26 protein-coding genes are annotated in these 26,328 nt (G+C 68.5%); 14 read left to right on the top strand and 12 right to left on the bottom strand.

The window, feature by feature from the left end; translation table 11 throughout:
* Window positions 1-56: 56 nt before the first annotated feature.
* The 4 genes from NEF64_RS01680 to NEF64_RS01665 are packed head-to-tail and all read right to left on the bottom strand — an operon-like array spanning window position 57 to window position 4,335.
* Window positions 57-776: a TIGR02186 family protein gene (locus NEF64_RS01680; RefSeq protein WP_052149151.1), complete on the bottom strand. Its 720-nt coding sequence runs from the start codon at window positions 774-776 to the stop codon at window positions 57-59.
* Window positions 777-814: 38 nt separating this feature from the next.
* Window positions 815-1,729 (bottom strand): sulfite exporter TauE/SafE family protein, encoded by a 915-nt coding sequence (locus NEF64_RS01675; protein ID WP_037529957.1) that lies wholly within the window; start codon window positions 1,727-1,729, stop codon window positions 815-817.
* Window positions 1,730-1,772: 43 nt separating this feature from the next.
* On the bottom strand, window positions 1,773-2,990 hold the full coding sequence (locus NEF64_RS01670) for a hypothetical protein (RefSeq protein ID WP_235516395.1): 1,218 nt from the start codon (window positions 2,988-2,990) through the stop codon (window positions 1,773-1,775).
* Window positions 2,956-4,335: a glycosyl transferase family protein gene (locus NEF64_RS01665; protein ID WP_082446882.1), complete on the bottom strand. Its 1,380-nt coding sequence runs from the start codon at window positions 4,333-4,335 to the stop codon at window positions 2,956-2,958. Before NEF64_RS01665 ends, NEF64_RS01670 begins: the two co-directional genes overlap by 35 nt.
* Before the next feature lie 306 nt (window positions 4,336-4,641).
* On the opposite strand from NEF64_RS01665, the gene NEF64_RS01660 reads away from it, so the two are divergent.
* Both NEF64_RS01660 and NEF64_RS01655 read left to right on the top strand, forming a co-directional pair.
* Window positions 4,642-7,371: an ATP-dependent DNA helicase gene (locus NEF64_RS01660; RefSeq protein ID WP_056407388.1), complete on the top strand. Its 2,730-nt coding sequence runs from the start codon at window positions 4,642-4,644 to the stop codon at window positions 7,369-7,371.
* Window positions 7,372-7,381: 10 nt separating this feature from the next.
* A complete protein-coding gene (locus NEF64_RS01655) occupies window positions 7,382-7,921 on the top strand; it encodes a SixA phosphatase family protein (protein ID WP_031396398.1) in 540 nt (179 codons plus the stop codon).
* A gap of 18 nt (window positions 7,922-7,939) precedes the next feature.
* Here NEF64_RS01655 and NEF64_RS01650 read toward each other — a convergent pair whose 3' ends face one another.
* Both NEF64_RS01650 and NEF64_RS01645 read right to left on the bottom strand, forming a co-directional pair.
* Entirely contained in the window at window positions 7,940-8,464 is a 525-nt protein-coding gene (locus NEF64_RS01650; protein WP_252574553.1) for a YceD family protein, read from the bottom strand.
* Window positions 8,461-8,967, bottom strand: coding sequence for a ubiquinol-cytochrome C chaperone family protein (locus NEF64_RS01645; protein WP_056406698.1), 507 nt, complete (start codon window positions 8,965-8,967; stop codon window positions 8,461-8,463). Before NEF64_RS01645 ends, NEF64_RS01650 begins: the two co-directional genes overlap by 4 nt.
* Before the next feature lie 129 nt (window positions 8,968-9,096).
* On the opposite strand from NEF64_RS01645, the gene NEF64_RS01640 reads away from it, so the two are divergent.
* From NEF64_RS01640 to NEF64_RS01625, 4 genes are read left to right on the top strand one after another with little or no spacing between them, the layout of a single operon-like run.
* A complete protein-coding gene (locus NEF64_RS01640; RefSeq protein ID WP_031396395.1) occupies window positions 9,097-9,606 on the top strand; it encodes an outer membrane protein assembly factor BamE in 510 nt (169 codons plus the stop codon).
* A 57-nt stretch (window positions 9,607-9,663) separates the two neighbouring features.
* The gene (locus tag NEF64_RS01635; RefSeq protein WP_056406695.1) at window positions 9,664-11,238 is read left to right on the top strand and encodes a lysine--tRNA ligase; all 1,575 of its coding nucleotides are present in this window, start codon (window positions 9,664-9,666) and stop codon (window positions 11,236-11,238) included.
* A 24-nt stretch (window positions 11,239-11,262) separates the two neighbouring features.
* Window positions 11,263-12,267 (top strand): histone deacetylase family protein, encoded by a 1,005-nt coding sequence (locus NEF64_RS01630; RefSeq protein WP_031396394.1) that lies wholly within the window; start codon window positions 11,263-11,265, stop codon window positions 12,265-12,267.
* Window positions 12,239-13,513 carry an MFS transporter gene (locus NEF64_RS01625; protein WP_056407386.1) on the top strand — a complete coding sequence of 425 codons (1,275 nt, stop codon included), beginning with the start codon at window positions 12,239-12,241 and terminating at the stop codon, window positions 13,511-13,513. The genes NEF64_RS01630 and NEF64_RS01625 overlap by 29 nt, the downstream gene beginning before the upstream one ends.
* A 3-nt stretch (window positions 13,514-13,516) precedes the next feature.
* Here the strand turns inward: NEF64_RS01625 and NEF64_RS01620 are convergent, their stop codons facing one another.
* The 5 genes from NEF64_RS01620 to sucC form a co-directional block, all read right to left on the bottom strand.
* A complete protein-coding gene (locus tag NEF64_RS01620; protein ID WP_252574551.1) occupies window positions 13,517-14,755 on the bottom strand; it encodes a dipeptidase in 1,239 nt (412 codons plus the stop codon).
* A gap of 42 nt (window positions 14,756-14,797) precedes the next feature.
* Entirely contained in the window at window positions 14,798-15,553 is a 756-nt protein-coding gene (locus NEF64_RS01615; protein WP_056406691.1) for an energy transducer TonB, read from the bottom strand.
* Window positions 15,554-15,719: 166 nt separating this feature from the next.
* The gene (locus tag NEF64_RS01610; protein ID WP_031393440.1) at window positions 15,720-16,649 is read right to left on the bottom strand and encodes an electron transfer flavoprotein subunit alpha/FixB family protein; all 930 of its coding nucleotides are present in this window, start codon (window positions 16,647-16,649) and stop codon (window positions 15,720-15,722) included.
* Window positions 16,646-17,392 (bottom strand): electron transfer flavoprotein subunit beta/FixA family protein, encoded by a 747-nt coding sequence (locus NEF64_RS01605; protein ID WP_031393439.1) that lies wholly within the window; start codon window positions 17,390-17,392, stop codon window positions 16,646-16,648. Before NEF64_RS01605 ends, NEF64_RS01610 begins: the two co-directional genes overlap by 4 nt.
* A gap of 231 nt (window positions 17,393-17,623) precedes the next feature.
* Window positions 17,624-18,826: an ADP-forming succinate--CoA ligase subunit beta gene (sucC, locus tag NEF64_RS01600; protein ID WP_031393438.1), complete on the bottom strand. Its 1,203-nt coding sequence runs from the start codon at window positions 18,824-18,826 to the stop codon at window positions 17,624-17,626.
* 230 nt (window positions 18,827-19,056) lie between these two features.
* Here sucC and NEF64_RS01595 point away from each other — a divergent pair, with 230 nt between their 5' ends.
* Window positions 19,057-19,398, top strand: a complete 342-nt coding sequence (locus tag NEF64_RS01595; protein WP_042466950.1) for a PilZ domain-containing protein — start codon at window positions 19,057-19,059, stop codon at window positions 19,396-19,398.
* 34 nt (window positions 19,399-19,432) lie between these two features.
* Here NEF64_RS01595 and NEF64_RS01590 read toward each other — a convergent pair whose 3' ends face one another.
* Entirely contained in the window at window positions 19,433-20,371 is a 939-nt protein-coding gene (locus tag NEF64_RS01590) for a ribose-phosphate pyrophosphokinase (protein ID WP_056406689.1), read from the bottom strand.
* Window positions 20,372-20,477: 106 nt separating this feature from the next.
* On the opposite strand from NEF64_RS01590, the gene gltX reads away from it, so the two are divergent.
* The 7 genes from gltX (at window position 20,478) to ribH (ending at window position 26,293) form a co-directional block, all read left to right on the top strand.
* Window positions 20,478-21,821 (top strand): glutamate--tRNA ligase, encoded by a 1,344-nt coding sequence (gene gltX, locus NEF64_RS01585; RefSeq protein WP_056406687.1) that lies wholly within the window; start codon window positions 20,478-20,480, stop codon window positions 21,819-21,821.
* A 160-nt stretch (window positions 21,822-21,981) separates the two neighbouring features.
* A complete protein-coding gene (locus NEF64_RS01580; RefSeq protein WP_056406685.1) occupies window positions 21,982-22,647 on the top strand; it encodes an energy transducer TonB in 666 nt (221 codons plus the stop codon).
* Window positions 22,648-22,749: 102 nt separating this feature from the next.
* The gene (locus tag NEF64_RS01575) at window positions 22,750-23,097 is read left to right on the top strand and encodes a hypothetical protein (RefSeq protein WP_031396092.1); all 348 of its coding nucleotides are present in this window, start codon (window positions 22,750-22,752) and stop codon (window positions 23,095-23,097) included.
* Window positions 23,098-23,099: 2 nt separating this feature from the next.
* Window positions 23,100-24,077: a bifunctional diaminohydroxyphosphoribosylaminopyrimidine deaminase/5-amino-6-(5-phosphoribosylamino)uracil reductase RibD gene (ribD, locus tag NEF64_RS01570; RefSeq protein ID WP_156360362.1), complete on the top strand. Its 978-nt coding sequence runs from the start codon at window positions 23,100-23,102 to the stop codon at window positions 24,075-24,077.
* The gene (locus NEF64_RS01565; RefSeq protein WP_031394605.1) at window positions 24,077-24,718 is read left to right on the top strand and encodes a riboflavin synthase; all 642 of its coding nucleotides are present in this window, start codon (window positions 24,077-24,079) and stop codon (window positions 24,716-24,718) included. The genes ribD and NEF64_RS01565 overlap by 1 nt, the downstream gene beginning before the upstream one ends.
* The gene (gene ribB / locus NEF64_RS01560; protein WP_031440487.1) at window positions 24,708-25,871 is read left to right on the top strand and encodes a 3,4-dihydroxy-2-butanone-4-phosphate synthase; all 1,164 of its coding nucleotides are present in this window, start codon (window positions 24,708-24,710) and stop codon (window positions 25,869-25,871) included. The genes NEF64_RS01565 and ribB overlap by 11 nt, the downstream gene beginning before the upstream one ends.
* The gene (ribH, locus tag NEF64_RS01555) at window positions 25,871-26,293 is read left to right on the top strand and encodes a 6,7-dimethyl-8-ribityllumazine synthase (protein ID WP_031440486.1); all 423 of its coding nucleotides are present in this window, start codon (window positions 25,871-25,873) and stop codon (window positions 26,291-26,293) included. The genes ribB and ribH overlap by 1 nt, the downstream gene beginning before the upstream one ends.
* The last annotated feature ends 35 nt before the right edge of the window (window positions 26,294-26,328 follow it).

Below are 26,328 nucleotides of genomic sequence, written 5' to 3'. Positions count from 1 at the left end.
CAGATGTCCGCATCCATGCCGCGCACGGGTAAAGAATGCGTGAGCGTTTGCGCGCCTCAGACCCGGCGCGCGATCCAGCCGGCCGCCCAGCCGAGAAAGATCGAGAGAAAGACCGCGACCAGGCCATAGGCGATCGCCGACCGGTCGGCCGCTCGCGCGACGAAGCGTTCGAACCCCGATTTGCGGATGTCGATGTCACGCACCGCCGCGGCCAGCACACGGCCGTCGCGGATCAGGAAGGTTTCCGCGGTGAAGCGCCCGACCGGTACGCGCGCGGGCACCGAAACCCGCGCGCGGTACAGCACGTCATCTGTGATCTCGACCGCGCCCGGCGCCTCGTAATACAGCCCGGCACGCCGTTTCAGGTCGACCAGGCCACGCTGGAACCGGTCCTGCGTCGGAATCGGTGCGCTCGAGGCGGGCGACAATTGCAGGCTGTCGAGGCCGAGTTCGTAGATCGCCCGGGTGCGGTCGTCGACCAGCCGCCCGATCGGCTTGGATGAGGCGATCGCATAGAAACTGGGCGCGGACCGATAGCGCAGCCGCGACGTGTTGACCCAGATGCCGGCGACCTTCTCCTTCTCGCGCATCACGATCGACTGGGTCGGCCCCTTGACGACGACGACGATGTCGGTGGGACTCTCGCCGCTCGGCAGGCGCCCGCCGGGATAGAGGATCGCGCCGAACAGCAGCAGTTCGGCGCCGGTGAAGCTGTAGGCGATCTCGATATTGCGCTGCGACACGTCGGGGACGAGCACCGGCTTGGCCTGTGCCATCAGCAGCGGCGCGAGCAGGAGGAGCGGCGCGCCCGGCTTCACGACAGCGTGACCGAGAAGATCTCCTCGGGCCGCCACACCAGCCCGAGCACGATCCGTGCACCGACGAGCAGGACCATCACGGCGAGCCCGAGACGGAGATATTCGGGACGGAATTTGGTCGCGAACCGCGCACCGATCTGCGCGCCGACAACCGATCCGATCAGCAGCAGCCCGGCCAGCACGATGTCGACCGCCTTGGTCGTCGTCGCATGCACCATCGTCGCCACCGCGGTGACGAACAGCGTCTGGAACAGCGAGGTCCCGACCACCACCGACGTCGCCATGCCGAGCAGGTAGATCATCGCCGGTACCAGGATGAACCCGCCGCCGATCCCCAGCAACATGGTCAGGATCCCGGTCGAAAAGCCGAGCAGCAACGGCGCGAGCGGCGAGATATACAGGCCCGAGGCGTAGAATCGCGTGCGCAGCGGCAGCGCGGCGACCAGCGGATGATGGCGTCGCTTGCGGGGCTTGGCGGGGCGGCCGGTCCGCGCGCGGCGGATCGTCCCGATCGATTCGCTCGCCATCATGCCGCCGATCGAGCCAAGCATCACGACATAGACGATCGCGATCACGGTATCGATCTGGCCGCTCTGCTGGAGCAGCCGGAACAGCCAGGCGCCGAAGAACGCGCCTAATATGCCGCCTGCGACGAGGACGCCGCCCATCTTCACGTCGACGCCGTTGCGGCGGAAATGCGCGAACACGCCCGACACGCTCGCCCCCGTGACCTGGCTCGCGGACGAGGCGGCGGCGACGGTCGGCGGGATGCCGTAGACGATCAGCAGCGGCGTCGTCAGAAAGCCGCCGCCGACCCCGAACATCCCCGACAGGAGCCCGACACCGCCGCCGAGCAGGATGATGACGAGCGCATTGACCGACAGGTTTGCGATGGGAAGATACAGGTCCACGCGCGTCGTTATACGCAAACCGGCCGCGGGGGCTAGCGGCCGCCTAGAAGTCGCTGCCGACCGAGAGTGCGGGACCCGAGCCGGGGCGGGCGGTGCCGGCGATACGCTGGCGCCAGTCGAGCGCGAGACGGACCGATCGTCGGCCGAGCGGCACTGCTAGGCCAAGCGACGGACCGAGATCGCCCCGTGCCGCCCCCCGCTGAGCGCTCACCCATGCGCCGACCCCCGCGTCGAGGCGGAGCCTGCCGCGTTCCGCGACGCCGTGCGTCAGGCGCGCAGCGGCATCGACGAACCCTTCGACGCCGTCGCGCACGATCGCCCCTGCCTGACCATAGGTCTCGATCCGCGCGCCCGGTGCGATCTCGGCGGGGCCGTAGCCTGCGATCACGCCGACCGTCGGGCCGCCGCGGCCCCCGTCGAGGACGAAGCGCTGTTCGGCGATCAGACGGACGGGCCCGCGGGTCGGCCGCCATTCGATGCCGAGGGCCGCCTCACGTCCGCGTCCCTCGAGCGGCGCTGCCAGCCGCGCGGTCAGCCCGAGCCGCCGCGATGGGTCGATTCCGTAGACGGCCCGCACCCCCGCCTGCGATGCGCCCAATTGCCCCCCGGACACGGTACCCGACGCGCCACCGCGGGCGAGCAGCCAGCTGCTGACGCTCAGCCGCGCGTGCGCAGTTGCGCGGGTCGCACCGATCGCGGCCGGACCGAGCGGCGGGAGCATCGCGATCCGGCCCTGCCGGTCGAGCGCAAGGTCGGGCTGGACGTCCATAGTGAATTCGACGTCACGATCTGCGGCGTGCCTCGCGCGAACGTCAGCGGGGCGAGCACGCGCGTTCAGGATGACCGCGGCGAGCACCGGCGCGGCGCGGGCATGACCGGGCGACGCGCGGGGACCGTGCCCGATGGTATCGTCGGGCGGTTGCGGCGAGACACGCCGGTCGGGGCGGCGGGCGGCGGCAAGAGCGGCATTGGCATTGGCGGCGGCGCGATGATGGTCGATGGCAGCGATACCGACGGCGCGGGCGGTGAGCGAAGATTGTCGATCGTGCCGCGTCCCCGCCGCGACAGTGGGACGCTGCTGGCTGCCAGATCCGCCGGGCGTCAGCACCCCCGCGGCATAGGGTGACAGCACCAGGATCCGCATCACGACCCATGCGCCGAGCGCGGCGGCGAGAAAACGGAGCGGCCGCCCGCCCTTCACCCGTGGCGCAGCGTGCGCGTCCCGCTCACCCTCCCGATGATCGGAGATCGGGAAATTCATGCCGGGTCTTGTCCCAGACCAGCGCCGCGCCGCGGAGCATCGCAATATAGCGGACCACGGCGCGCGGCGCGGCGATCAGGCTGATGACATTGCCGACGACGAAGCGGGGCAGCGACCAGAATGCCTCGGCCAGGCCGTAGATGCGCGCGGTGAAGGCCATCCGCATGCCGAGCCGCCACACGAGAAGCCCGATATTCGCCCCCGCCAGCCAGACGACCGGCATCGCCGGCCAGCCCTGCGCGGCCGGGACCATCGCATGAACCAGGAACGTCAGCACCCAGGCGGTCAGCCCGACATAGGCCGCGGCCAGCACGACCATGCTGAGCGGCGCCCGCCGGTCGCGCATCCGCATCCAGTGATCGGCCAGCGCCTGCGGACGGGCCCAGCCCGTCCGGTCCCAGCCCGCCAGCGCGATCCCGGTCATCCAGCGCGCCTTTTGCCGGACGGCGGCGTCGAAGGTCGCCGGGAAGAACGCCCGCACCGCGATCAGCGCGCCCGCATCGTCGACGATCCGCGCAAACCGTCCAGCCCCGCCGAGCTGGGCGATCCGCAGCCCGAGCTCATAATCCTCGGTCAGGCTGGACGCGTCGAACGGATCGCCGTCGCGGGTCGCCGCCACGGTATCGAGGATCGCGGTGGACATCGCACACCCCGTCCCCGCCAGCGGCATCCCCGCACCGAGTGCGGTACGGATGACCAGCTGCTTCATATGCGCTTCGGCGAACTCATCGGCATAATGCCCCGACACGAGCCGCGAGCCGCGCTTGACGAGCGGCAGGACGGGCAATTGCACGACGGCATAATGATCGATCAGCGAATCGAACACGCGCAGTTCGAGCGGGTGCACGACGTCTTCCGCATCGTGCAGCACGACCGCCTTGGTCCGCCGCCCGTCGCGATCGTCGGCGCGGCGCAGCGCATGCCAGAGCGTGTTGAGGCAGTCCGCCTTTGTGGTCGGTCCGTCGCGCTGGCCGATGACCAGGCGGATCCGAGGATCGCGCGCCGCCACGCGCGCCGCGGCGTCGATCGTCGCGCGGTCGTTCGGATAGAGTCCGACGAAGATGCGGTAATCGTCATGGTCGAACCGCGCCACCGCCGCCGACAGCATCGCGCCGATCACCGCCACCTCATCCCAGGCCGGCACGAAGACCGCGAGCCGGCCGGGCTCCGACGGCGTGGGCAACGCGTCCATGCCCGGCAAGGTCGACGGTCCGCGCCAGATTTTCCAGACAAAGAATGCGATGTCGACCAGGAGGTCATCGATGCCGCCGATCAACAAGCCGACCGCAGCAAATGCCACCGCCTCGCGCACGATGATATCGATGATTCCCAGCGACTCGCTCATCGGCCCTCTCCCCGGGAAAGACTATCCGCTGTCCCCGCCGTAACGGACCAAACATGATCCGTTTCGGACAGGTGTCGGCCGACCGATCGTCAGAATATTGGAATGACTTGGCTCGTCCGCCGGCCGATGCTGAAAATTGCACCGAATGAACATCGCCCGGCACGCTGCCCGGTGCGCGACCCAGCGTCAGTTCGGCAGGGCGGGGACGGCTCCTCATCACCGACGAGACCCACGTACAAGCCGGTATTGCGGCTTTTCGACACGGCGAGGTTGCCAATTCGTTCCGCATCGCGCACGGTCGGCAACGTGCTTGCCTACCCCGCCCTTCACGCCAGCCATGGCGGCATCTGGGTCGCGCAGGGCGGCGAGACGCGCGGGATCGGGCGTGGCGAAGCGATCCGGATCGCTGCCGATACCCCCGTCATCCTGCTCAACGCCGCGCTGATCGGCCAGCGTCTGGGCTATGCCGATCTGTCGGGACTCGACCTGCTCGAACTCTACGCGTTCCTGCGCCCGGCGCAGTTCGCGGTGCCGACGCCAAAGGGCATCGCCCGCGTCACCGGCCTCGACCTGCCGACCGACGATGCCGATGTCGCGCCGTTCCTGTTGCGCGCCGCCGAGGCGATGCTGGCGCTGACCGACGCGGCCGACTGGCCCGAGCGCGAGGGGGCCTGGACCGCGGCGCAGTCGCTCTACCGGTTGCGCTGGCCCTGGGCGCCCGTGGTCGCCGAACGGCTGGCCAAGCCGGCGGTCAACGAACGCTGGCTGTTTTCGAAGCTGCCCGAATGGGAGGAGCAGGCCCCGCGCCCCGCGCCGCGGACGATCGCGATCGAGCCGGGCGATGCCGAGGCGCGACTCGACGACCTGACCGGGCATGGCGCGGAGGAACGACCGGGGCAGCGCGCCTATGCCGCCGCGGCGACGGCCGCGTTCGCGCCGCGGGCGGTGCGCGATTCGCCCAATCTGGTGCTGGCGGAGGCGGGGACCGGGATCGGCAAGACGCTCGGCTATCTCGCCCCCGCCTCGATCTGGGCGGAAAAGGCGGGCGGCGCGGTCTGGATCTCGACCTACACCAAGGCGCTGCAGCGCCAGCTGGGACGCGAGACCGAACGGCTCTTTCCCGATCCCGCGGTCCGCCGGACCAAGGTCGTCACGCGCAAGGGTCGCGAGAATTATCTCTGCCTGCTGAACCTCGAGGACGCGTTGCAGGGCGGGTTTGCGGGGCGGGCGGCAGTGCTCGCGCAGCTCGTCGCGCGCTGGGCCGCGTATAGCGCGGACGGCGACATGGTCGGCGGCGACCTGCCCGGCTGGCTGCCGACGCTGTTCCGGCGCAACGGATCGACCGCGCTAACCGACCGGCGCGGCGAGTGCGTCTATGCCGGCTGCCCGCATTACCGCAAATGCTTCATCGAACGCGCGGCGCGCGCCTCGACCGATGCCGACATCGTCATCGCCAACCATGCGCTGGTGATGGTCAACGCGGCGCGCGGACGCGAACTCGCGACGCGACCGACGCGTTATGTGTTCGACGAGGGGCATCACATCTTCGACGCCGCCGATTCGATGTTCGCGACCGCGCTGACCGGCGGCGAGACGATCGAGCTGCGCCGCTGGATCATCGGTCCCGAGGGCAGCAGCCGGGGGCGGCGGCGCGGACTGGCCGCACGCCTGTCCGATCTCGCCAGCTATGACGAGGCGGGCAATCGCGCGATCGGCGAGGCGGTGGCCGCGGCCGGCGCGCTGGCGAGCGAGGGCTGGCTGCAGCGGATCGGCGAGGGCGCGCCGTTCGGGCCGATCGAGGAGCTGCTCGCTGCGGTCCGCGGGCTGACCTATGCGCGCGCCGAACAGCCGGGCGATGCGGGCTATGGGCTGGAGACCGAACTGGCCGAACCCGATCCGACACTGATCGAGGCCGCAGCACCCGCCGCCGCCGCGCTCGACGCGCTGGTGCGCCCGCTGGTGACGCTCGGCCGGCGGCTCGAGGCGGTGCTGAGCGAGGCCCCCGACTGGCTCGACGGGCCGGCGCGCGCACGCGTCGAGGGCGCGATCGCGTCGATCGGGTGGCGCGCGGAGACGGTGGCGGCCTGGCTTTCGCTGCTGGCGCGCGTCGGCGGGCCCGCGGATGCCGATTTCGTCGACTGGCTCGCGGTCGACCGGGTCGAGGGACGCGAATTCGATATCGGGCTGCACCGCCGCTGGCTCGACCCGACCCGCCCGTTTGCGGAGGTCGTACTTAAACCCGCGCATGGCGCGCTGGTGACGTCGGCGACGCTGACCGGGGGCGGCAGCGCGGAAGAAGGTTGGCAGATCGCCGAGGCGCGCAGCGGCGCACCGCATCTCACCCGCCCGGCCGCGCGGTTCGCCGCGCTCAGCCCGTTCGACTATGCGACACAGGCCGAGGTGCTGATTGTCACCGACGTCAAGCGCGGCGATGTGGGCGCGCTGGCCAACGCCTATGCCCGGCTGATCGTCGCCTCGCGCGGCGGGACGCTGGGGCTGTTCACCGCGATCCGCCGGTTGCGCGGCGTGCACGGGCGGATCGCCGACCGGCTGGCGCGCGAGGGGCTGCCGCTGCTCGCGCAGCATGTCGATCCGATCGATACCGGCACATTGGTCGATATCTTCCGCGATGACCCGGGCGCGTCGCTGCTCGGCACCGATGCACTGCGCGACGGGGTCGACGTGCCGGGCGAATCGCTGCGGCTGGTGGTGATGGAGGGCGTGCCCTGGCCCAAGCCGACCGTGCTGCATGCCGCACGACGGCTTGCGGGTGGTGGCGCCGTGTATGACGACCGGCTGATCCGCGCGCGGCTCGCGCAGGCGTTCGGCCGGCTGATCCGGCGTGCAGACGATTCGGGGGCATTCGTCATGCTGTCCGCGGCGATGCCGTCGCGGCTGCTGAGCGCCTTCCCGCCGGGGGTTCCGGTGACACGCGTCACGCTCGACGAAGCGGTGACCCGAGTCGCGGCACGGCTTTCCTCGCGCGCCGCCTTGAGGCATGAGGCGGGCGAACCGGCCCGAGGACCCTTATCATGACGCCCGAGCCATGAAGACGCTGACGCTGCTGCGCCATGCCAAGTCGGGCTGGGACGACACGGTCTCGCGCGATTTCGACCGGCCGCTGAACGCCAAGGGCCGCCGTGCCGCGACGATCATCGGGCGGCAGATGCGCACACTGTCGCTCGCGTTCGACCATGTCGTCGCCTCGCCCGCGGTCCGTGTCGTCGAGACGCTCGACGAGATCGTCGCGGGTTATGGACGCACGCTGGCACCCGACTGGGACCGGCGGCTGTATCTGGCGTCGGCGGGGACGATTCTCGACCTCGTCCGCGACCTGCCGCGTGGCGTCGATCGCGCGCTGGTGATCGGGCATAATCCGGGGCTCGAGGATCTGGTCCTGTTGCTGACCCCAGACGTGACCCACCCGTTCCGCGACGCGGTCGAGGACAAATATCCGACCGCGAGTCTTGCCGAGCTGCAGTTCGACATTGACGACTGGGACGATCTGACGAGCGGATCGGCGCGGTTCACCCGCTTCGTGCGGCCGCGCGATCTCGATCCGACGCTGGGGCCCGACGCGGACTGACGCGTCGGGCCGGACGCGTCAGCCCTTGCCCTCGAGCTTCGCCTTCAGCCCCGAAAACGCGTTGACCGGCTGATATTCGTCCTCGCTGATCACCCCGGCGGCGCGCAGTGTGGCCGCGGCATTGGGGCCGCGGGGAAAGGGATCGAGCGCAAGCGCGAGCGTCTCGGCCGCCGCTTCCCCCAGATCGACCGCACCGCCATCGATCGGCACGGTGTCGAGCGCATCGTCCGACAATTCGATCTCGCCGTCGACCGCGCCGAAATTGTCGACGAAGCGCAGCGCGACGGGCTCGTCGATCGTCGCGGTGAGCGGTTCGTCGGTCACCGAACAGGCCTGCACCACCTTTGCCGTCACACGCCCGTTGGCGACGATCCCGCTCGTATCGCGTCGGATCGTGAAGTGCGCCTCGAGCAGGTCAACGGACAGGATCGCAAACCGCGCGGCAAGCTTGCGGCGTTCCTCGGGCGTTGCGGCGAAGGTCACACTGCGATCGCGCTCGCCGATCGTGTCGAGTAGCTCGGGACGGCTGAATTCGGGGGTCATGGCAGCTCTCCGGCGAGTAGGGTTGATAGCGGGACGCCCGCGAGCGCGGCGTGGAAGTCGGTGAGCACCGTGCGGACATGCGCGAGCGCGGGGGGCGCGGGCGGATCACCGCGATAGAGGTTGCGGACCAGCGGTCCGTCGAGATCACCGGCCGCGAGCCCGTCGCGATAGGCACCAAGCCGCCCGCCGAGCATGCTCATCATCCGGCCGATATGCTTGCCGACGATGATGTCGCCGATTCCGAGCTCGCGCAGCTGCCCGTCCATGTCGTCGACGAAGCGTTCCGCGAGTCGCGCGGCGGGCTCGCCGCCCGACGGCTCCGATTCCATCCGCAGCATGACGAGCGCGAGCACCGCGGCGATCATATCGAAGCGGCCGTCGACCGTATCGGGCACCTGCCCGTCGCGATACCAATGCTCCGCGCGCGCGCGCTGCACGACCGCGGTATAAAGTGGCAGCGCCTCGTCGTGCTTCTCGCCCAATAGCCTGCCGAACCAGCCCAAATCCTGTCGCCTTCCCGTCGCCAATGCGCGGCGGCTTGTTTGCCTGCGCAACCTCGCATATCGAGGCGATCCGCGGCCGATGCAATCGTGCTGCCGCCAGTATCGCGTGACCCCGCCCCGGGAGAGTATATGAGCGTCCTTTCATTCCGCCTGACACGCCGTACGGCCAGCGTCGCGGCGCTCGCGCTCGTCGGCCTGACGAGCGCAGGCTGCACGCAGCTTCGCTCGCACCAGGGCTATGTGGTCGATGTCGACCTCGTCAACTCGGTCCAGCCCGGCGTCGACAACCGTCAGTCGGTGCTCCAGACGCTCGGCAAGCCGACGCTCGCGGGACAGTTCGACCAGGGTGACTGGTATTATCTGGCGCGCGACAGCCGCAACCTGGCGTTCCGCAACCCGCGTCCGAACGCGCAGATCACGCTGCAGATCAGCTTCGACCAGCAGGGCACCGTCACCGCGATCCGTCGCGGCGGGCTCGATCAGGTCGCCTCGATCAGCCCGGATGGCAAGACGACGCCGACGCTGGGTCGCCAGCGCGGCTTCTTCCAGGACCTGTTCGGCAATATCGGCTCGGTCGGTGCCCCCGGCACGGGCGGCGGCGGTGGCGCCAATACGGGTACGGGCCGCACGCGGCCGTAACGGTACCGGGCCGGCGCGGACTTTGCAGACTCGTACCTTCGCGCTAGGGCGCGGGGCATGACCGACGAGCTCCGCACCGCCGCCCTGGAATCCAAAGCCTGGCCGTATGAGGAGGCGCGCAAACTCCTCAAGCGCTATCCGCAGGGCAAGCAGGGCGCGCCGATCCTGTTCGAGACCGGCTATGGCCCGTCGGGCCTGCCGCATATCGGCACGTTCAATGAAGTGCTGCGCACGACGATGGTGCGCAACGCGTTCCACGCGCTGAGCGACACGCCGACCCGGCTGATCGCGTTTTCGGACGACATGGACGGCTTGCGCAAGGTGCCCGACAACGTCCCCAATGGCGACATGCTGCGCGAGCATCTCGGCAAGCCGCTGACCCAGATCCCCGATCCGTTCGGCACGCATTCGAGCTTTGCCGCGCATAACAACGCGATTCTGCGCGAATTCCTCGATCGCTACGGCTTCGATTACGAGTTCGCGTCGTCGACCGACTATTACACGAGCGGGCGTTTCGACGAGGCGTTGAAGGGCGTGCTGCGGCATTTCCAGGGCATCCAGGACGTGATGCTGCCGACGCTCCGCGCCGAGCGCCGCGCGACCTATTCGCCGGTGCTGCCGATCTCGCCGACCAGCGGCATCGTGTTGCAGGTGCCGATCGAGGTGATCGATGCCGAGGCCGGGCTGATCGCGTTCGAGGATGAGGGGCAGCGGATCGAGCAGAGCGTGCTCGGCGGCAAGGCCAAGCTGCAGTGGAAGGTCGACTGGGCGATGCGCTGGGTCGCGCTCGGCGTCGATTACGAGATGGCGGGCAAGGACCTGATCGATTCGGTGACCCAGTCGTCGAAGATCGCGCGCGTGCTCGGCGGCCGCCCGCCCGAGGGCTTCAACTACGAGATGTTCCTCGACGAGAATGGCGAGAAGATCTCGAAGTCCAAGGGCAATGGCCTCAGCCTCGACCAGTGGCTGACCTATGGCCCGCAGGAGAGCCTCGCGTTCTACGCCTATCGCGAGCCGAAAAAGGCCAAGTCGTTGCACATGGGCGTGATCCCGCGCGCGGTGGACGAATATTGGCAGTTCCGCGGCAATTATGCCGGCCAGGATCTGAAGCAGAAGCTCGGCAATCCGATCCACCATATCCATGACGGCAAGCTGCCCGAGGGCGAGCTGCCGGTGACGTTCGGGCTGCTGCTCAACCTCGTCGGCGTGATGGGCGATGCGAGCAAGGCGCAGGTCTGGGGCTATCTGGCGAACTATGTCCCCGATGCGTCGGCGGAGAGCTATCCCGAGCTCGACAAGCTGATCGACCATGCGCTGGCGTACGGCCGCGATTTTGTCGCGCCGACGCTCAAGCGGCGTGCACCCGAAGGCGTAGAGATCGCGGCGCTCGAGCGGCTCGATGCCGAACTTGCCGCGCTGCCCGCCGATGCGAGCGCTGAGGATGTGCAGAACATCGTCTACGAGATCGGCAAGACCGGCGGGTTCGAGACCCTGCGCGATTGGTTCAAGGCGCTATACGAGACGCTGCTCGGCTCCGAACAGGGGCCGCGGATGGGCAGTTTCATCGCGCTGTACGGGATCGACAATTCGCGCAAGCTGATCGCGGAGGCGCTCGCCCGCCCCGCTGCCTGACATCTCTGACAAGGTAACAGACCGATGCGCATGTTCTTCGACGATCGGCAGCGGGCGCATGCGCCGACGCAGGAGCTGCACAATGGCGGCTTCACGACCTATGCGGAGATGCCGGCGCGGGTCGATGCGATCCTGGCCGCGCTAGGTCCGGTCGAGACACCGGCAGATCGCGGCGAGACGGCGATCCTCGCGGTGCATTCGCCGGCCTATGTCGCATTCCTGAAGGACGCGGCGCGGTTGTGGCGCGAGGCGGGGCGAACGGGGGATGCGATTCCCTATGCATTTCCGATCCGCGGGCGGCGGCCGCTCGACCTGACGCGGATCGACGCGCTGATCGGCGCGCACAGCTTCGACGCGACGACGCCGATTACGCCCGACAGCTGGGCCGCCTCCTATGGCAGCGCGCAGTCCGCGCTGGCCGCGACGCACGCGGTGCTGGAGGGCGACCGCGCGGCGTTCGCGCTGTGCCGGCCGCCCGGCCATCATGCGGGTGCGGATTATTGCGGCGGCTATTGCCATCTCAACACCGCGGCGATCGCGGCACAGGCGGCGCGCGACGCGGGTGTCGCACGCGTCGCGATCCTCGACATCGACTATCATCACGGCAACGGCACGCAGGACATCTTCTACGACCGCGGCGATGTGTTCTACGCCTCGGTGCATGCCGATCCCCGGACCGACTATCCGTTCTTCTGGGGGCATGCCGACGAGACGGGGGACGGCGAGGGTCTGGGCGCTACGCTCAACCTGCCCCTTCCCCACGGCACGGCGATCGACGCGTTTCGCACGGCGCAGACGACCGCGCTCGACGCGATCGCGACGTTCAATCCCGGGCTGCTCGTCGTCAGCTTCGGCGCGGATACGTGGGAGGGGGATCCGATCTCGCACTTCGCGCTGACCACGCCCGATTATGCGGTGCTCGCGCGCGATATCGCGGCGCGCGGCTGGCCGACCGCGATCGTGATGGAGGGCGGCTATGCGGTCGATGCGCTCGGCCGCAATGTCGACAGCTTCTTGCGGGGATTCTGACATTTCGGGAACGGGGATCGCCGCCGGGACGCCGGCCTATCGCGGGCTGACGATGGCGATGCTGTTCGCGGGGTTCTCGACCTTCTCGCTGCTCTATTCGGTGCAGCCGCTGCTGCCGTCGCTCGCCGCGCAGTTCGGGCTGAGCGCCGAGGCCGCGTCGCTCGCAGTCTCGCTGGCAACCGGGCCGCTCGCAATCGGGATCTTGTTTGCAGGGGCCGTGTCCGACCGGCTCGGGCGGCGGCCGCTGATGATCGCGGCGATGTTTGCGGCGGGTGCACTGACGCTGGCGACCGCCTTGGTGCCGGGGTGGAGCGGGTTGCTGGTGCTGCGGTTCCTCACCGGGCTGGCGCTGGCGGGGGTGCCGGCGGTGGCGATGGCCTATGTCGCCGAGGAGGTCGATTCGGCCTCGGTCGGGGGGGCGATGGGGCTGTATATCGCGGGCAGCGCGATCGGCGGGATGGGCGGGCGGCTGGTCGCGAGCCTCGTCGCCGATTTTGGCGGGTGGAGATTCGCGATCGCCGCGGTCGGGGTCGCGGGGCTGGCGATGGCCGAAGCGTTTCGCCGGCTCGCCCCGCCGTCGCGCAACTTCCATCCCAGCGCGGGCCGCCCGGCGGCGCTGGTCCGCGATGCGCGTGCGCTGTTCACCGACCGGGCGATGCCTTTGCTGTATCTCGAGGCGTTCCTGCTGATGGGGGTGTTCGTCACCGTCTACAATTATGCAGGATTCCGGCTGATGGGGCCGCCTTACGGGCTTAGCCAGTCGGCGGTCGGCGCGGTGTTCCTGCTCTATGTGCTGGGGTCGATCAGCTCGGCGCGGTTCGGGACGCTCGCCGGGCGGCTGGGGCGGCGGACGATCTTCTGGGTCCCAGTGGTGGTGCTGATCGTGGGCGTCGCGCTGACCGCGATGCAGCCGCTGGCGCTGGTGATCGCCGGCATCGCGGTGGTGACGATCGGCTTTTTCGGCGCGCATTCGATCGCGAGCGCGTGGGTCGGGCGGCGGGCGCAGAGCGTCGCGGGCGGTGGCGCGCGCGGGCAGGCGGCGGCGTTCTACCTGTTCTTCTATTATATGGGGTCGAGCGTGCTGGGCTCGGCGGGCGGGTTCGCGTGGACGCATGCCGGCTGGCCCGGCGTGACGGGCTTTTGCCTGGTCGTCGGCGGTGCGGCGCTGGCAATCGGGCTGAGGCTCCGCGCAGTGCCACCATTGCGGGTCGAGCCGGTGGCGGCACCGCGGATGCCGGTGCCCTGAGTCTCAGCGCGACGCGATATCGATCGCGTCGCCCGGCGGCAGCGCGGACAGCGACCGCGCGATTGCATCGACGGTGTCCATGACGCGGAGCATGTTGCCGCCGGCGAGCCTGGCCATGTCAGCATCGCTCCAGCCACGCCGTGCGAGTTCGGCGAACAGCAGCGGATAGCCGTCGACGCCCGTCATCCCCTGCGGCCCGGTGCCGTTGATGCCGTCATAATCGCCGCCGAGGCCGACATGATCCCGGCCAGCCACCCGCGCGATATGCTCGACATGATCCGCAACGGTCGCGGCGGTGACACGCGGTTCGGGATGGTCCCGGTCCCAGGCGACGAGCGGCGCAGGCGAACGCGCGCCATAGACGTTCGCGGGCACGCCTGCAGTCTTGGCGAAGGCGGTCCGGTCGGCATCCCAGGTCCGCCACGCGGTCGAGACGAAGGCGGGGTAGAAATTGACCATGACGATCCCGCCGTTCGCGCCGATCGCGGCGAGCAGGTCGTCAGGAATGTCGCGCGGTGCGTCGGTCAGCGCGCGGGCGCTCGAGTGCGAGGCCATCACTGGTGCCCTGGCCGCGGCGAGGACCGCGCGCATCGTCGCGTCGGAGACGTGGCTGACATCGACGATCATGCCGATCCGGTTCATCTCGGCGACGACCGCGCGGCCGAAATCGGTGAGCCCGTTCGCGCGCGGCGCATCGGTCGAACTGTCCGCCCAGTTCAGGCTCTTGCCGTGCGTCAGCGTCATGTAACCGACGCCGAGCGCGCGGTACTGGCGCAGCACGGAAAGGCGGCCATCGATCTGGTGCCCGCCCTCGACCCCGATCAGCGACGCGATCCGCCCCGCCTTCTCGATCCGACGGATATCGGCGGCGCTGGTCGCGCGTTCGAGCGCGGCGGGGTTCGCGGCGACGAATCGGCGGACGATATCGATCTGTTCGAGTGTCATCTCGACCGCGCGCGGGCCGGTCATATCTGCGGGGATCCACACCGACCAGAATTGCGCGCCGACGCGGCCCTTGCGCAGGCGGGGAATGTCCGTCTGGAGCGGGCGTGTGTCCGCAGCGAGATCGAGCGATTCGACCTTTGCGCCGTGCACGTCGCGGATTTCCCAGGCGAGGTCGTTATGGCCGTCGATGACCGGGGTTTTACTGAGCACCCGGTCAACACGCGCGGCTATGCGGGGGGCGGGGGCGACGGGCGCCGCGCTTGCCTGCGCGGCGATCAGGAGCAGGGCGGTGATCATGCCGCAGCATCGTGCCCGCCGCGTCGCACAGCGGCAAGAGGATCAGTCGTCGTCCTCGGGGGGGCTGAGTTCGTTGACCCATTCCTGATTGTGGACGACGGTCGAGCGGACCGGGCGCCCCGCGGCGTCGAGCCAGGGGCGATAGCGATAGCGCAGTTCGATCAGCCGGCAGGTCGTCGCGTCGAGCACCGCATTGCCGCTCGAGCGCGTGATGCTGCACCCGGTGACGCGGCCGTTCGTCTCGACGGTGTAGCGGACACCGACCACGCCGCCCGCGCCGATGATCGCCTCCGCATTGGGGAAGTCCCTGTTCCTGAACCGCCCCTTCAACAGCCGCGGCGGGCTCTCGTCGCCGCCATCGCCGTCGCCGTCGCCATAGCGGCCGCTGCCGGTACCGTCGCCCTCACCGCCCGCGCCGGTGCCGGGCCCCGGGACCGGCGCGGCGCCGGTCGTCGCCGCACTGCCGACGCCGGGCTTGAGCGCAGCGACGATCGGCGGCGGGATGACGGGTGGAACGATCGGGATCGGGGCGACGAGTTCGGTCGCCTTCGACCGGAGATTGGCGGGTGATGCGGCGCCTTCGGGGCGGTGGCTCTTCGCCGGGCGGGGCACGACTTTTTCGAGTGGCGGCGGCGGGGGCGGCGGGCCGACCGCGAAGGTCTTGAGCGCGTCGGGGATCGCCGACGGGAGGCTGACGCCGAGGCCAAGGATCAACGCATAGCCCAATGCTGCACACAGAGCAGCGGCGCCGGCGGCGGACAGGATCCGGTCGCGCGGATGGGGTTGGACGCCGTACATGACTGATATCTGGGGAGGATGGCGCGGGGCGGCAAGCGTTCGGGCCGCGGCGCTGTCCGGGGGTTTGGTGGGTGGGGGAGGAGGACGGGCAATATGGGTCCGTCTATCCTCCCCCTCCGTCAGGCTATGCCTGCCACCTCCCCCTGGCGGGGGAGGCATTGCGGGGTCAGAGCTTTTCCGTCAGTTCGGGGACGATCTTGAACAGGTCGCCGACCAGGCCGATGTCCGCAACCTGGAAGATCGGCGCGTCCTCGTCCTTGTTGATCGCGATGATCGTCTTCGAATCCTTCATGCCCGCGAGATGCTGGATCGCGCCCGAGATGCCGACTGCAACATAGACTTCGGGGGCGACGATCTTGCCCGTCTGGCCGACCTGATAGTCGTTCGGGGCATAGCCCGCATCGACCGCGGCGCGGCTTGCACCGACGCCCGCGCCCAGCTTGTCCGCGAGCGGATCGATCAGCGCGTGGAACTGGTCGCTCGACGCCAGCGCACGGCCGCCCGAAACGATGATCTTCGCACTGGTCAGTTCGGGACGCTCGTTCTTCGCGATCTCCGCGCCGGCAAAGGTCGACAGACCCTTGTCGCCGGTCGAGGCGACAGCCTCGATCTCGCCCGAGCCGCCTTCGGTGGCGGCCTTCTCGAACGCGGTGCCGCGGACGGTAATGACCTTCTTCGCGTCCGACGACTGGACGGTGGCGATCGCGTTGCCCGCATAGATCGGGCGCGTGAACGTGTCGTCGCTCTCGACCGAGAGGATGTCGCTGATCTGCATGACGTCGAGCAGGGCTGCGACGCGCGGCGCGATGTTCTTGCCGTGCGTGGTGGACGGCGCGACGAACGCGTCGTGATGGCCCATCAGCTCGACGATCAGCGGCGCAACGTTTTCGGCGAGCGCGTGCGCGAACGCCGCGTCATCGGCGACATGCACTTTGCCGACGCCGGCGATCTTCGCGGCGGCGGCCGCAACGGCGTCGACCCCCTGCCCTGCGACCAGCAGATGGACTTCGCCGAGCTTGCTCGCGGCAGTGACCGCGGAGAGCGTGGCGTCCTTGACGACCTGACCGTCATGTTCGACCCAAACGAGCGTCTTCACTTTGCGACTCCCATCGTCTTGAGTTTGCCGACGAGCTCGTCGACGTCAGCGACCTTGATCCCCGCCGAGCGCTTGGCGGGCTCGACGACCTTCAGCGTGGTCAGCCGCGGCGTCACGTCGACACCGAAGTCGGCCGGCGCCTTGGTCGCCATCGGCTTCGACTTGGCCTTCATGATGTTCGGCAGCGACGCATAGCGCGGCTCGTTGAGGCGAAGATCGGTGGTGATGATCGCGGGCAACTTGAGCGTGTCCGTCTCCGCACCGCCATCGACTTCGCGCGTCACATGGACCGAGCCGTCAGCGATCTCGACCTTCGACGCGAACGTGCCCTGGCCCCAGTTCAGGAGGCCGGCGAGCATCTGCCCGGTCTGGTTGTTGTCGTCGTCGATCGCCTGCTTGCCGAGGATGACGAGGTCGGGCTGTTCTTCCTCGACGATCTTGGCGAGGATCTTGGCGACGCCCAATGGCTCGACCTTGGTCTCGCTGAGGACGAGGATCGCGCGGTCGGCGCCCATGGCGAGCGCGGTGCGCAGCGTTTCCTGCGATTTCTGCTCGCCGATCGACACGACGACGATCTCGGTCACGCCCTTGTCCTTCAGGCGGATCGCTTCCTCGACCGCGATCTCGTCGAACGGGTTCATGCTCATCTTGACGTTCGCCAGATCGACGCCCGTTCCGTCCGCCTTCACGCGAGGCTTCACGTTGTAGTCAAGCACACGCTTGACCGGCACCAGCACCTTCATCAGGATTCCTTCCAAGCTGAATATGTTCGTTTCGCCCGCCGGTTACCGGCTGCGTTGGTGCGACAGATGGCGGTTTCGCGTCGTTTTCGCAAGTGCGGTACGGAAACATCGGATACCGTAGCGTCACGACGACCGCCCCGTCGGACCGGCTGCGATACCAACGAAAAAGGGCCCGGACGTTTCCGTCCGAGCCCCGTTTTTCGCGAAGTCAGTATGCGAGGCCGACAGCGGTTACGCCGCGACCTTCTGCACCTCTGCGACGATCTTCTTGGCGGCATCGCCAAGGTCGTTCGCGGGGACGATTGCCAGGCCGGAGTTCGCGAGGATCTCCTTGCCCTTCTCGACATTCGTGCCCTCGAGGCGGACGACGAGCGGGACCGACAGGTTCACTTCCTTCGCCGCCGCGACGATGCCGTCGGCGATGATGTCGCACTTCATGATGCCACCGAAAATGTTGACGAGAATGCCCTTCACGTTCGGATCCGCAAGGATGATCTTGAACGCGGCCGTCACCTTCTCCTTGTTGGCGCCGCCGCCGACGTCGAGGAAGTTCGCCGGGAACATGCCGTTGAGCTTGATGATGTCCATCGTCGCCATGGCGAGGCCGGCGCCGTTGACCATGCAGCCGATGTCGCCGTCGAGCTTGATATAGGCGAGGTCGTACTTCGACGCCTCGAGCTCGGCGGGATCTTCCTCGGTCTCGTCGCGCAGCTGGAGCAGGTCCTTGTGGCGGAACAGCGCGTTGCCGTCGAACGCGACCTTTGCGTCAAGCACCATCAGCTTGCCGTCGTTGGTGACTGCGAGCGGGTTGATCTCGATCTGCTCGGCATCGGTGCCCATGAACGCGTCATACAGCTTCGACGCGGTGCTTGCGGCCTGCTTGGCGAGATCGCCGGTCAGCTGGAGTGCAGCGGCAACGGCGCGGCCGTGATGCGGCATGAAGCCGGTCGCTTGGTCGATGTCGATCGACTGGATCTTCTCGGGCGTGTCGTGCGCGACCGCTTCGATGTCCATGCCGCCTTCGGTCGAGGCCACCATCATCACCCGGCCGGTGGTGCGGTTGAGCGTCAGCGCGAGGTAGAATTCCTTGTCGATATCCACGCCGTCGGTGACGTACAGGCGGTTGACCTGCTTGCCCGCGTCACCCGTCTGGATCGTGACGAGCGTGTTGCCGAGCATGTCGGTCGCAGCGGCACGAACCTCGTCCTCGGTCTTGGCGAGGCGGACACCGCCCTTGGCGTCGGGGCCGAGCTCGACGAACTTGCCCTTGCCGCGGCCGCCGGCGTGGATCTGCGCCTTGACGACATAGAGCGGTCCGGGGAGCTTCTTCGAGGCCTCGACGGCCTCCTCGACGGTCAGCGCCGCGAAACCGGCGGGGACGGGGACGCCGAACTTGGCCAGCAGTTCCTTGGCCTGGTATTCATGGATGTTCATCGGGAAGGCTCCACGCAATTTTTAGGAAACTCGGGAATTGCCAGCGCGTAAAGCACAGGGCGCGCTGCAAATCCACCCTTAAGGCATTTGCACTTGCGTCTTGTTCGCAATAGGGCGAGTGGATCGCTGAATTTTGGCCATTTTAGGGATCTGCGCCGCGGCAGATCGAAACGCCTGCCGGATCACAAACATTTGCGGAAAAGTAACCCTTTCCGTGCCAGAGTTGAACCATGACAGACCCCGCCTACGACTCGCCTGAGACTCGGACCGGTGAAGAGCCCGGTGGAGAGTTGCGCCGGGCGTTGCGCAAATCCGTCAGGATGCGCGCGCATCTGCGCGACCGCGGCCAGACGCGGTTCGAGATCGAAGTGACCGACCTGTCGCTGTCGGGGTTCCGGGCCGAGACGAGCTTCACGCTCTGGCCGGGGACGGTCGTGTGGCTGACCTTGCCCGGCCTCGCCGCGCTCGAGGCGGTGGTCGCATGGCGCGACAAGTTCAAATATGGCTGCGCCTTCGCCAAGCCGCTACACCCTGCGGTGTTCGATCACATCGTGGCGCTGTCGCAGCGGTAACCCGGCGACCGCACCACGATCCGACAGCGGCGCGTCAGTCGAACAGGCTCGAGACGCTCGTTTCATCCGCGATCCGCTTGATCGCCTCGCCGAGCAGCGGTGCGATCTGCAGGTGGCGGATCTTGCCATGCGCACCCTTGATCACGTCATGATTGCCGATCGAATCGGTGATGACGAGCTCGCGCAGCTCGGAGCCCTCGACCCGCGCGACCGCGCCGCCCGACAGTACGCCGTGCGTGACATAGGCGACGACGCCCTCGGCGCCCGCCTCCATCAGCGCGGCCGCCGCATTGCACAGCGTACCCGCCGAATCGACGATGTCGTCGACCAGGATGCAGAAGCGGCCCTCGACCTCGCCGATGATGTTCATCACCTCCGATTCGCCTGCGCGCTCGCGACGCTTGTCGACGATCGCGAGCGGCGCGTTGTTGAGCCGCTTGGCGAGCACGCGCGCACGCACCACGCCGCCGACATCGGGGGAGACGACCATCAGGTTCTTGCCCTTGAACCGCGCAAGGATATCCGCGGACATGACCGGCGCCGCATAGAGATTGTCGGTCGGGATATCGAAGAAGCCCTGGATCTGCCCGGCATGGAGATCGACCGAGAGGACGCGGTTGGCGCCCGCGACGGTGATGAGGTTGGCGACGAGCTTGGCCGAGATCGGCGTGCGCGGGCCGGGTTTCCGGTCCTGGCGGGCATAGCCCATATAGGGGATGACCGCGGTGATGCGGCGTGCCGACGCGCGCTTCAGCGCGTCGATCATGATGAGCAATTCCATGAGGTTGTCGTTCGCCGGATAGCCGGTCGACTGGATCACGAACACGTCCTCGCCGCGGACATTCTCGTTGATCTCGACGAACACTTCCTCGTCGGCGAAGCGGCGGACGCTGACATCGGTCAGCGGGATTTCGAGATAGGCGGCGATCTCCTGCGCCAGAGGCAGGTTGGAATTGCCGGTCATCAGTTTCATCAAAATCGCTCCACGCCCAGTCGCACGCCCCTTAGTCCCGGTGTTTCAATGGGGAAAGGGGCGAAGGGGTTTGCCGGGGCGCGCGCCGCTTCGTACAGCGCAGGGCATGACCGTCATAACCCGTTTCGCCCCCTCGCCCACCGGCCGGCTGCACGTCGGCAACATCCGCACGGCGCTCCACAACTGGATGTTCGCGCGTGCGCAGGGCGGACGCTTCCTGCTGCGGATCGACGACACCGATGCGGCGCGCAGCGAGGAACGGTTCGTCGACGCGATCCGTAGCGATCTCGACTGGCTGGGGATGACGCCCGATGGCGAGGAACGCCAGTCGGCGCGGTTCGCGCTGTACGAGGCGCGGTTCGAGGCGCTGGTCGAGAGCGGGCATATCTATCCGGCGTATGAGAGCGCGCAGGAGCTCGACCTGAAGCGCAAGATTCAGGCAGGGCGCGGGCTGCCGCCGATCTATGATCGCGCGGCACTGGCGCTCACCGACGCGCAGCGCGCGGTGTTCGAGCGCGACGGGGTGGCGCCGCACTGGCGATTCAAGCTCGATCACGACACGCCGATCGCCTGGACCGACCTGATCCGCGGCGAACAGCATTTCGAGGCGCGGACGATGAGCGACCCGGTGATCCGGCGCGCGGACGGGTCGTGGCTGTACATGCTGCCGTCGGCGATCGACGATGCCGATATGGGCGTGACTCATGTCGTGCGCGGCGAGGATCATGTGTCGAACACCGCGCTGCAGCTGCAGATGTTCGCAGCACTCGGCGCGCCCGCACCGCAGTTTGCGCACGAGGCGCTGCTGACCGGCGCAGAAGGGAAATTGTCGAAGCGGCTGGGCTCGCTCGGCGCGGATCATTTCCGCGAGGTAGGGATCGAGCCGCAGGCGGTGCGCGCGCTGCTCGCGCGGATCGGGACGAGCGATCCGGTCGAGCCGATCGCCGACGCCGCGCCGCTGATCGCGACGTTCGACTTCGCCCGGTTCGGCCGCGCGCCGGCGCGGTTCGACGAGGGCGAGCTGGCGCAGGTGAATGCGCGGATCCTGCATGCGCTGCCCTTTGCCGACGTCGCCGACCGCCTGCCCGCGGGGATGGGCGAGGCTGCATGGGAGGCGGTACGTCCGAACCTGGTGACGCTCGCCGATGCCGCCGACTGGTGGCAGGTGATCGAGGGGCCGGTCGCGGTCGAGCCCGTCGGCGGGGACGAGGATGCGGCGTATCTCGACCAGGCGCTGGTCGCTGCCGCGGCGATCGACTGGGCAAGTGACCCCTGGCACGCCCTGACGAGCCAACTGAAGGCGGAGACCGGGCGCAAGGGTAAGGCGCTGTTCCTGCCGCTGCGCCGCGCGCTGACCGGGCGCGATCACGGGCCCGACATGGCGGCGCTGCTGCCGCTGATCGGGCGCGAGCGGGCACTGGCGCGCCTCGCGGCGGCACGCGCCGGCTGAGGCTTGAACGAGCGGGCTGAAACCCCGCTGACCGCCCCTCATCCGACGGCGTGCAAAACGGTTCCGATCGCGCTTGCGCCGCATATGTAATGATGTACCATTTCACGTGGCGGTATCGATCGCGCCGCCATCCTCGAGGAGATGCGAAGGAGACGGACGGATGTACGCGGACAGAATGAGCCGGACGGGCGGATTGAATCCCGGAAGCCTGGGCGTCGCGCTGGCGATCAACGGCGTGGTGATCGGTGCGTTGTTCTTTGCGGCGCCGGAACTGGCGCCGTTCACGCCGCCCGACCCGCCGCTCACAATCTATATCCCGCACACCCCGCCGCCGCCCACGCCGGTGCCGCCGGTCGAGCCGCTGGTCCGCCAGCAGCCGCGCCCAGCGCCGCGGCCCGATGCACCGGTCCGGCAGGTGCCGACGCCGGCCACCGAAGGGTTCGAGGTCGTGCCCGACCCCCTGCCCTTCACCCCGCCGATCGACGTCGTCGGCACGGGCACAGGCAGCGTGACGGTCGATCCGCCCAAGCCGTCGCCCCTGTTCGTCCAGCCGGGCATCGACCCGCGCTATGCTGCGGATTTCCAGCCGGGCTATCCGTCCGAAGAACGCCGGGCCGGGCGCGAGGGGCGAGTCGTCCTGCGCGTGCTGATCGGCGCGGACGGGCGCGTGAAACAGGTCGAGCGGGTCACCGCCACCAGCGACGCCTTTTATCGCGCGACGCTGGACCGGGCGCTGACGAAGTGGCGGTTCAGGCCGGCGACGCGCGACGGAGTCGCGGTTGAGGCGTGGAAGACGATGAACCTGTCGTTCGTGCTGGAAAACTGAGCCGCGGGCGACGACCCGCCGCAGGATGGGCATACAGGTCGGGCCCCCGGGTCGTCGCCCAAGGTACTGGCCTTGGGGGGCCTGCATGCCTATCTTTGCGCGATGGGCTCTTTCAGTCGTTTCTCGCCGGTCCGCGCCTATCGCGACCTCCGCCTGTTCCTCCGGGGCCGGCAGCCGTACGAGCTCGGCTTTCTCGCGCTGGCGATGCTCGTCACGGGCTTCCTGATCTACGCCTTCTCGAAGGACAGCTATGCCGAGCGCGAATATCGGCCGAACATCGTCTATGTCGAGCAATGGCCCGCGGATCGCACCGATGCGCAGATCGTCGCCCAGCAGAAGATCGACGCGCCGATCAAGGCCGCGCGCCTGGCTGAGCAGAAGAAGCGCGAGGAGGAAACCCGCGCGTCGTTCAAGCGGATGGACGACAAGCTGAAGGCGCTGGGGATCTGACCATCGAATCCGGCCGGTTTGTCGGGGCAGCGCTGGCGCTGGCCGCGCGGGGACGCGGGCGAACGGCCCTCAACCCTTGTGTAGGCTGCGTGATCGTCGCGGACGGACGCATCGTCGGGCGCGGCTGGACGCAAGCAGGCGGTCGGCCGCATGCCGAGGCGATGGCACTGGCGCAGGCGGGCGCGAAGGCGCGGGGAGCCACGGCCTATGTGACGCTCGAGCCCTGCGCGCATGACTCACCGCGCGGGCCGGCGTGCAGCGACCTGCTGATCGCGGCGGGCGTGGCGCGGGTCGTCGCGGCGCTGGAAGATCCCGATCCGCGAACCGCAGGGCGCGGGTTCGCGCGGTTGCGCGACGCCGGGATCCGCGTCGAGACGGGCGTGCGCGCCGCCGAGGCACGGCGGTCGATGGCGGGGTTCCTTACACGACTCGCTCGCGGCCGGCCGCATGTTACACTGAAGCTCGCGACCTCGCTCGACGGATGTATCGCGATGGCGGACGGGTCGAGCCGCTGGATCACCGGGCCACAGGCGCGCGCGCATGCGCATCTCGAACGGAGCCGGCACGAGTCGATTTTGGTCGGGCGCGGGACGTTCGAGGCGGATGCGCCGCGACTCGACGTGCGGCTGGCCGGGCTCGAATCGCGGGCACCGCGCCGCGTACTGCTGTCGCGGACGGCGCCCGATGCGGACGCGGGGTGGCACGTCATCGCCGATCCGCAGGATATTGCGGCCCTGCCCGGCGACCATCTGCTGGTCGAGGGCGGCGCGGCCGTAGCGTCGGCGTTCCTTGCCGCGGATCTGGTCGACCGGCTGCTGCTGTACCGCGCGCCGATCCTGATCGGGAACGGCCGGCATTCCATTGGCGATATTGGTCTCGGCGATCTTTCCAGCGCGCATGGCCGCTGGTCGATCGTCGAGTCACGGCAACTTGGCAGCGACCGAGTCGAGGTCTACGAGCGCGAGCGAAACGAGGGATAATGTTTACCGGAATCGTCACCGACATCGGCACAATCACCAGCGTGGCGCAGCAGGGCGACACGCGCGTGGTCATCGCGACCGCCTATGATCCCGCCACGATCGACCTGGGCGCGTCGATCGCGTGTTCGGGCGTCTGCCTGACCGTGGTCGACAAGTCCGCGGGCGGCGACGGACCGCACTGGTTCGCGGTCGACGTGTCGGGCGAAACGATCAGCCGCACCGCGCGCGACCAGTGGACGCAAGGTCGTCCGCTAAACCTCGAACGCGCGATGAAGCTCGGCGAGGAACTGGGCGGGCATATCGTCACCGGCCATGTCGACGGACTCGGGACGGTGGTGTCGGTGGTCGAGGAGGGCGGATCGCACCGCGTCACCGTCCGCGCCGGCGCAGACATCGCGCCGTTCATCGCCGCCAAGGGATCGGTCACGATCGACGGCGTGTCGCTGACCGTCAACACCGTCCGCGACGTCGACGGCCCCGACGGGCAACGCGCGGTCGAGTTCGGGCTGAACATCATCCCGCATACCTGGGGCGTCACCACGCTCGGGACGATCGAGACGGACCGGACGGTCAATATCGAGATCGACGTCCTTGCCCGCTATCTCCAACGGATGGAGCATTACCGTGTCAATGCCGGCTGAACGCAGCGCCGAACTCGGGCGCCTGAAGCATGGATATCTGTCGAGCCCCGAAGAGATCATCGACGAGGCGCGCAACGGCCGGATGTTCATCCTGGTCGATGACGAGGACCGCGAGAACGAGGGCGACCTGGTCATCCCCGCGCAGATGGCGACGCCCGAGAAGATCAACTTCATGGCGAAGTTCGGTCGCGGGCTGATCTGTCTCGCGCTGACCAAGACGCGGACCGAAGAGCTCGGACTCGAGCTGATGAGCCGCAACAACGGCACAAGGCACGAGACCGCGTTCACCGTGTCGATCGAGGCGCTCGAAGGCGTGACGACGGGCATCTCGGCGGCGGACCGCGCCCGCACCATCGCGGTGGCGATCGATGCGACCAAGCAGAAGGCGGACATTGTCACCCCCGGCCATGTCTTCCCGCTGGTCGCGCGCGACGGCGGCGTGCTGATCCGCGCCGGCCATACCGAGGCGGCGGTCGACGTCGCGCGGCTGGCCGGGCTCAACCCCTCGGGCGTGATCTGCGAGATCATGAACGAGGACGGGACGATGGCGCGGATGGACGACCTCGTCACCTTCGCGCAGTTCCATAATATCAAGATCGGCACGATCCGCGACCTGATCGCGTATCGCCGCCGCTACGATCATCTGGTCGAGAAGCGCGCCGAGGCCAGGTTCACGTCCGAATGGGGCGGCGACTGGACCGCGCTGACCTTCTGGAACAAGGCGACGGGCACCGAGCAGGTCGCGCTGGTCAAGGGCCGAATCGACCCGGCAAAGCCGACGCTCGTCCGCATGCATGCGCTGTCGCCCTTCGCTGACATCTTCGGCGAATCGGGCGATCGCGGCCGGATCCTCGCGCGGTCGATGCAGATGATCGCCGACGAGGGCGCGGGCGTGATCGTCGTCATCAACCGGCCGCGCGGCAACGCGTTCACCTCCGCCGTGCTGAAGAAGGCGGGCGCGGAGATCACCCCGGACATGGAAGAGCTGCGCGACTACGGCGTCGGCGCGATGATCCTGACCGAGCTCGGCGTCCATGACATGGTGCTGATCACCAACACGCACCACACGCTGGTCGGGCTCGACGGCTATGGCCTGTCGATCGTCGGCGAACGCCCGATCGCTCCCCTCGACACCGAAAAGGCTCCCAACTGATGGCGCATATCCTGATCGTCGAAGCGCGGTTCTACGACCATCTGAACGACCTGCTGATCGAGGGCGCGCGCGCGGCGATCGAGGCCGCGGGCCACAGCCACGAGACGATCACCGTCCCCGGCGCGCTCGAGGTCCCCGGTGCGATCGCGCTGGCGGCCGAGAGCGAGACCTATGACGGCTATGTCGCGCTGGGTGTCGTGATCCGCGGCGAGACCTATCATTTCGAGATCGTCGCGGGCGAGAGCGCGCGCGGGATCATGGCGCTGACGATGGACGGCCTGCCGATCGGCAACGGCATCCTGACCACCGAGAACGAGGCGCAGGCGCTCACGCGTGCGCGCCCGACCGAGGGCGACAAGGGCGGCGGCGCGGCCAAGGCGGCGCTGGCGATGCTGGCACTGAAGGACCGCTTCGTCGCGTAGGATGCGTGGGCGTTCGAACGTCCGCCCTCATCCAC

The sequence above is a fragment of the Sphingomonas aerolata genome (assembly GCF_023935825.1).
Taxonomy (GTDB): domain Bacteria; phylum Pseudomonadota; class Alphaproteobacteria; order Sphingomonadales; family Sphingomonadaceae; genus Sphingomonas; species Sphingomonas aerolata.
This window is presented reverse-complemented; position numbering and strand designations above follow the sequence as displayed.

Bases quoted from the DNA above. Each gene is read 5' to 3' on its own strand.
- NEF64_RS01680 (WP_052149151.1), bottom strand. From the start codon at position 776: ATGGCACAGGCCAAGCCGGTGCTCGTCCCCGACGTGTCGCAGCGCAAT.
- NEF64_RS01670 (WP_235516395.1), bottom strand. From the start codon at position 2,990: ATGAATTTCCCGATCTCCGATCATCGGGAGGGTGAGCGGGACGCGCAC.
- NEF64_RS01665 (WP_082446882.1), bottom strand. From the start codon at position 4,335: ATGAGCGAGTCGCTGGGAATCATCGATATCATCGTGCGCGAGGCGGTG.
- NEF64_RS01655 (WP_031396398.1), top strand. From the start codon at position 7,382: ATGAAGACGCTGACGCTGCTGCGCCATGCCAAGTCGGGCTGGGACGAC.
- NEF64_RS01650 (WP_252574553.1), bottom strand. From the start codon at position 8,464: ATGACCCCCGAATTCAGCCGTCCCGAGCTACTCGACACGATCGGCGAG.
- NEF64_RS01640 (WP_031396395.1), top strand. From the start codon at position 9,097: ATGAGCGTCCTTTCATTCCGCCTGACACGCCGTACGGCCAGCGTCGCG.
- NEF64_RS01635 (WP_056406695.1), top strand. From the start codon at position 9,664: ATGACCGACGAGCTCCGCACCGCCGCCCTGGAATCCAAAGCCTGGCCG.
- NEF64_RS01630 (WP_031396394.1), top strand. From the start codon at position 11,263: ATGCGCATGTTCTTCGACGATCGGCAGCGGGCGCATGCGCCGACGCAG.
- NEF64_RS01625 (WP_056407386.1), top strand. From the start codon at position 12,239: ATGTCGACAGCTTCTTGCGGGGATTCTGACATTTCGGGAACGGGGATC.
- NEF64_RS01620 (WP_252574551.1), bottom strand. From the start codon at position 14,755: ATGATCACCGCCCTGCTCCTGATCGCCGCGCAGGCAAGCGCGGCGCCC.
- NEF64_RS01615 (WP_056406691.1), bottom strand. From the start codon at position 15,553: ATGTACGGCGTCCAACCCCATCCGCGCGACCGGATCCTGTCCGCCGCC.
- NEF64_RS01605 (WP_031393439.1), bottom strand. From the start codon at position 17,392: ATGAAGGTGCTGGTGCCGGTCAAGCGTGTGCTTGACTACAACGTGAAG.
- sucC (WP_031393438.1), bottom strand. From the start codon at position 18,826: ATGAACATCCATGAATACCAGGCCAAGGAACTGCTGGCCAAGTTCGGC.
- NEF64_RS01595 (WP_042466950.1), top strand. From the start codon at position 19,057: ATGACAGACCCCGCCTACGACTCGCCTGAGACTCGGACCGGTGAAGAG.
- NEF64_RS01590 (WP_056406689.1), bottom strand. From the start codon at position 20,371: ATGAAACTGATGACCGGCAATTCCAACCTGCCTCTGGCGCAGGAGATC.
- gltX (WP_056406687.1), top strand. From the start codon at position 20,478: ATGACCGTCATAACCCGTTTCGCCCCCTCGCCCACCGGCCGGCTGCAC.
- NEF64_RS01580 (WP_056406685.1), top strand. From the start codon at position 21,982: ATGTACGCGGACAGAATGAGCCGGACGGGCGGATTGAATCCCGGAAGC.
- NEF64_RS01575 (WP_031396092.1), top strand. From the start codon at position 22,750: ATGGGCTCTTTCAGTCGTTTCTCGCCGGTCCGCGCCTATCGCGACCTC.
- NEF64_RS01565 (WP_031394605.1), top strand. From the start codon at position 24,077: ATGTTTACCGGAATCGTCACCGACATCGGCACAATCACCAGCGTGGCG.
- ribB (WP_031440487.1), top strand. From the start codon at position 24,708: ATGCCGGCTGAACGCAGCGCCGAACTCGGGCGCCTGAAGCATGGATAT.
- ribH (WP_031440486.1), top strand. From the start codon at position 25,871: ATGGCGCATATCCTGATCGTCGAAGCGCGGTTCTACGACCATCTGAAC.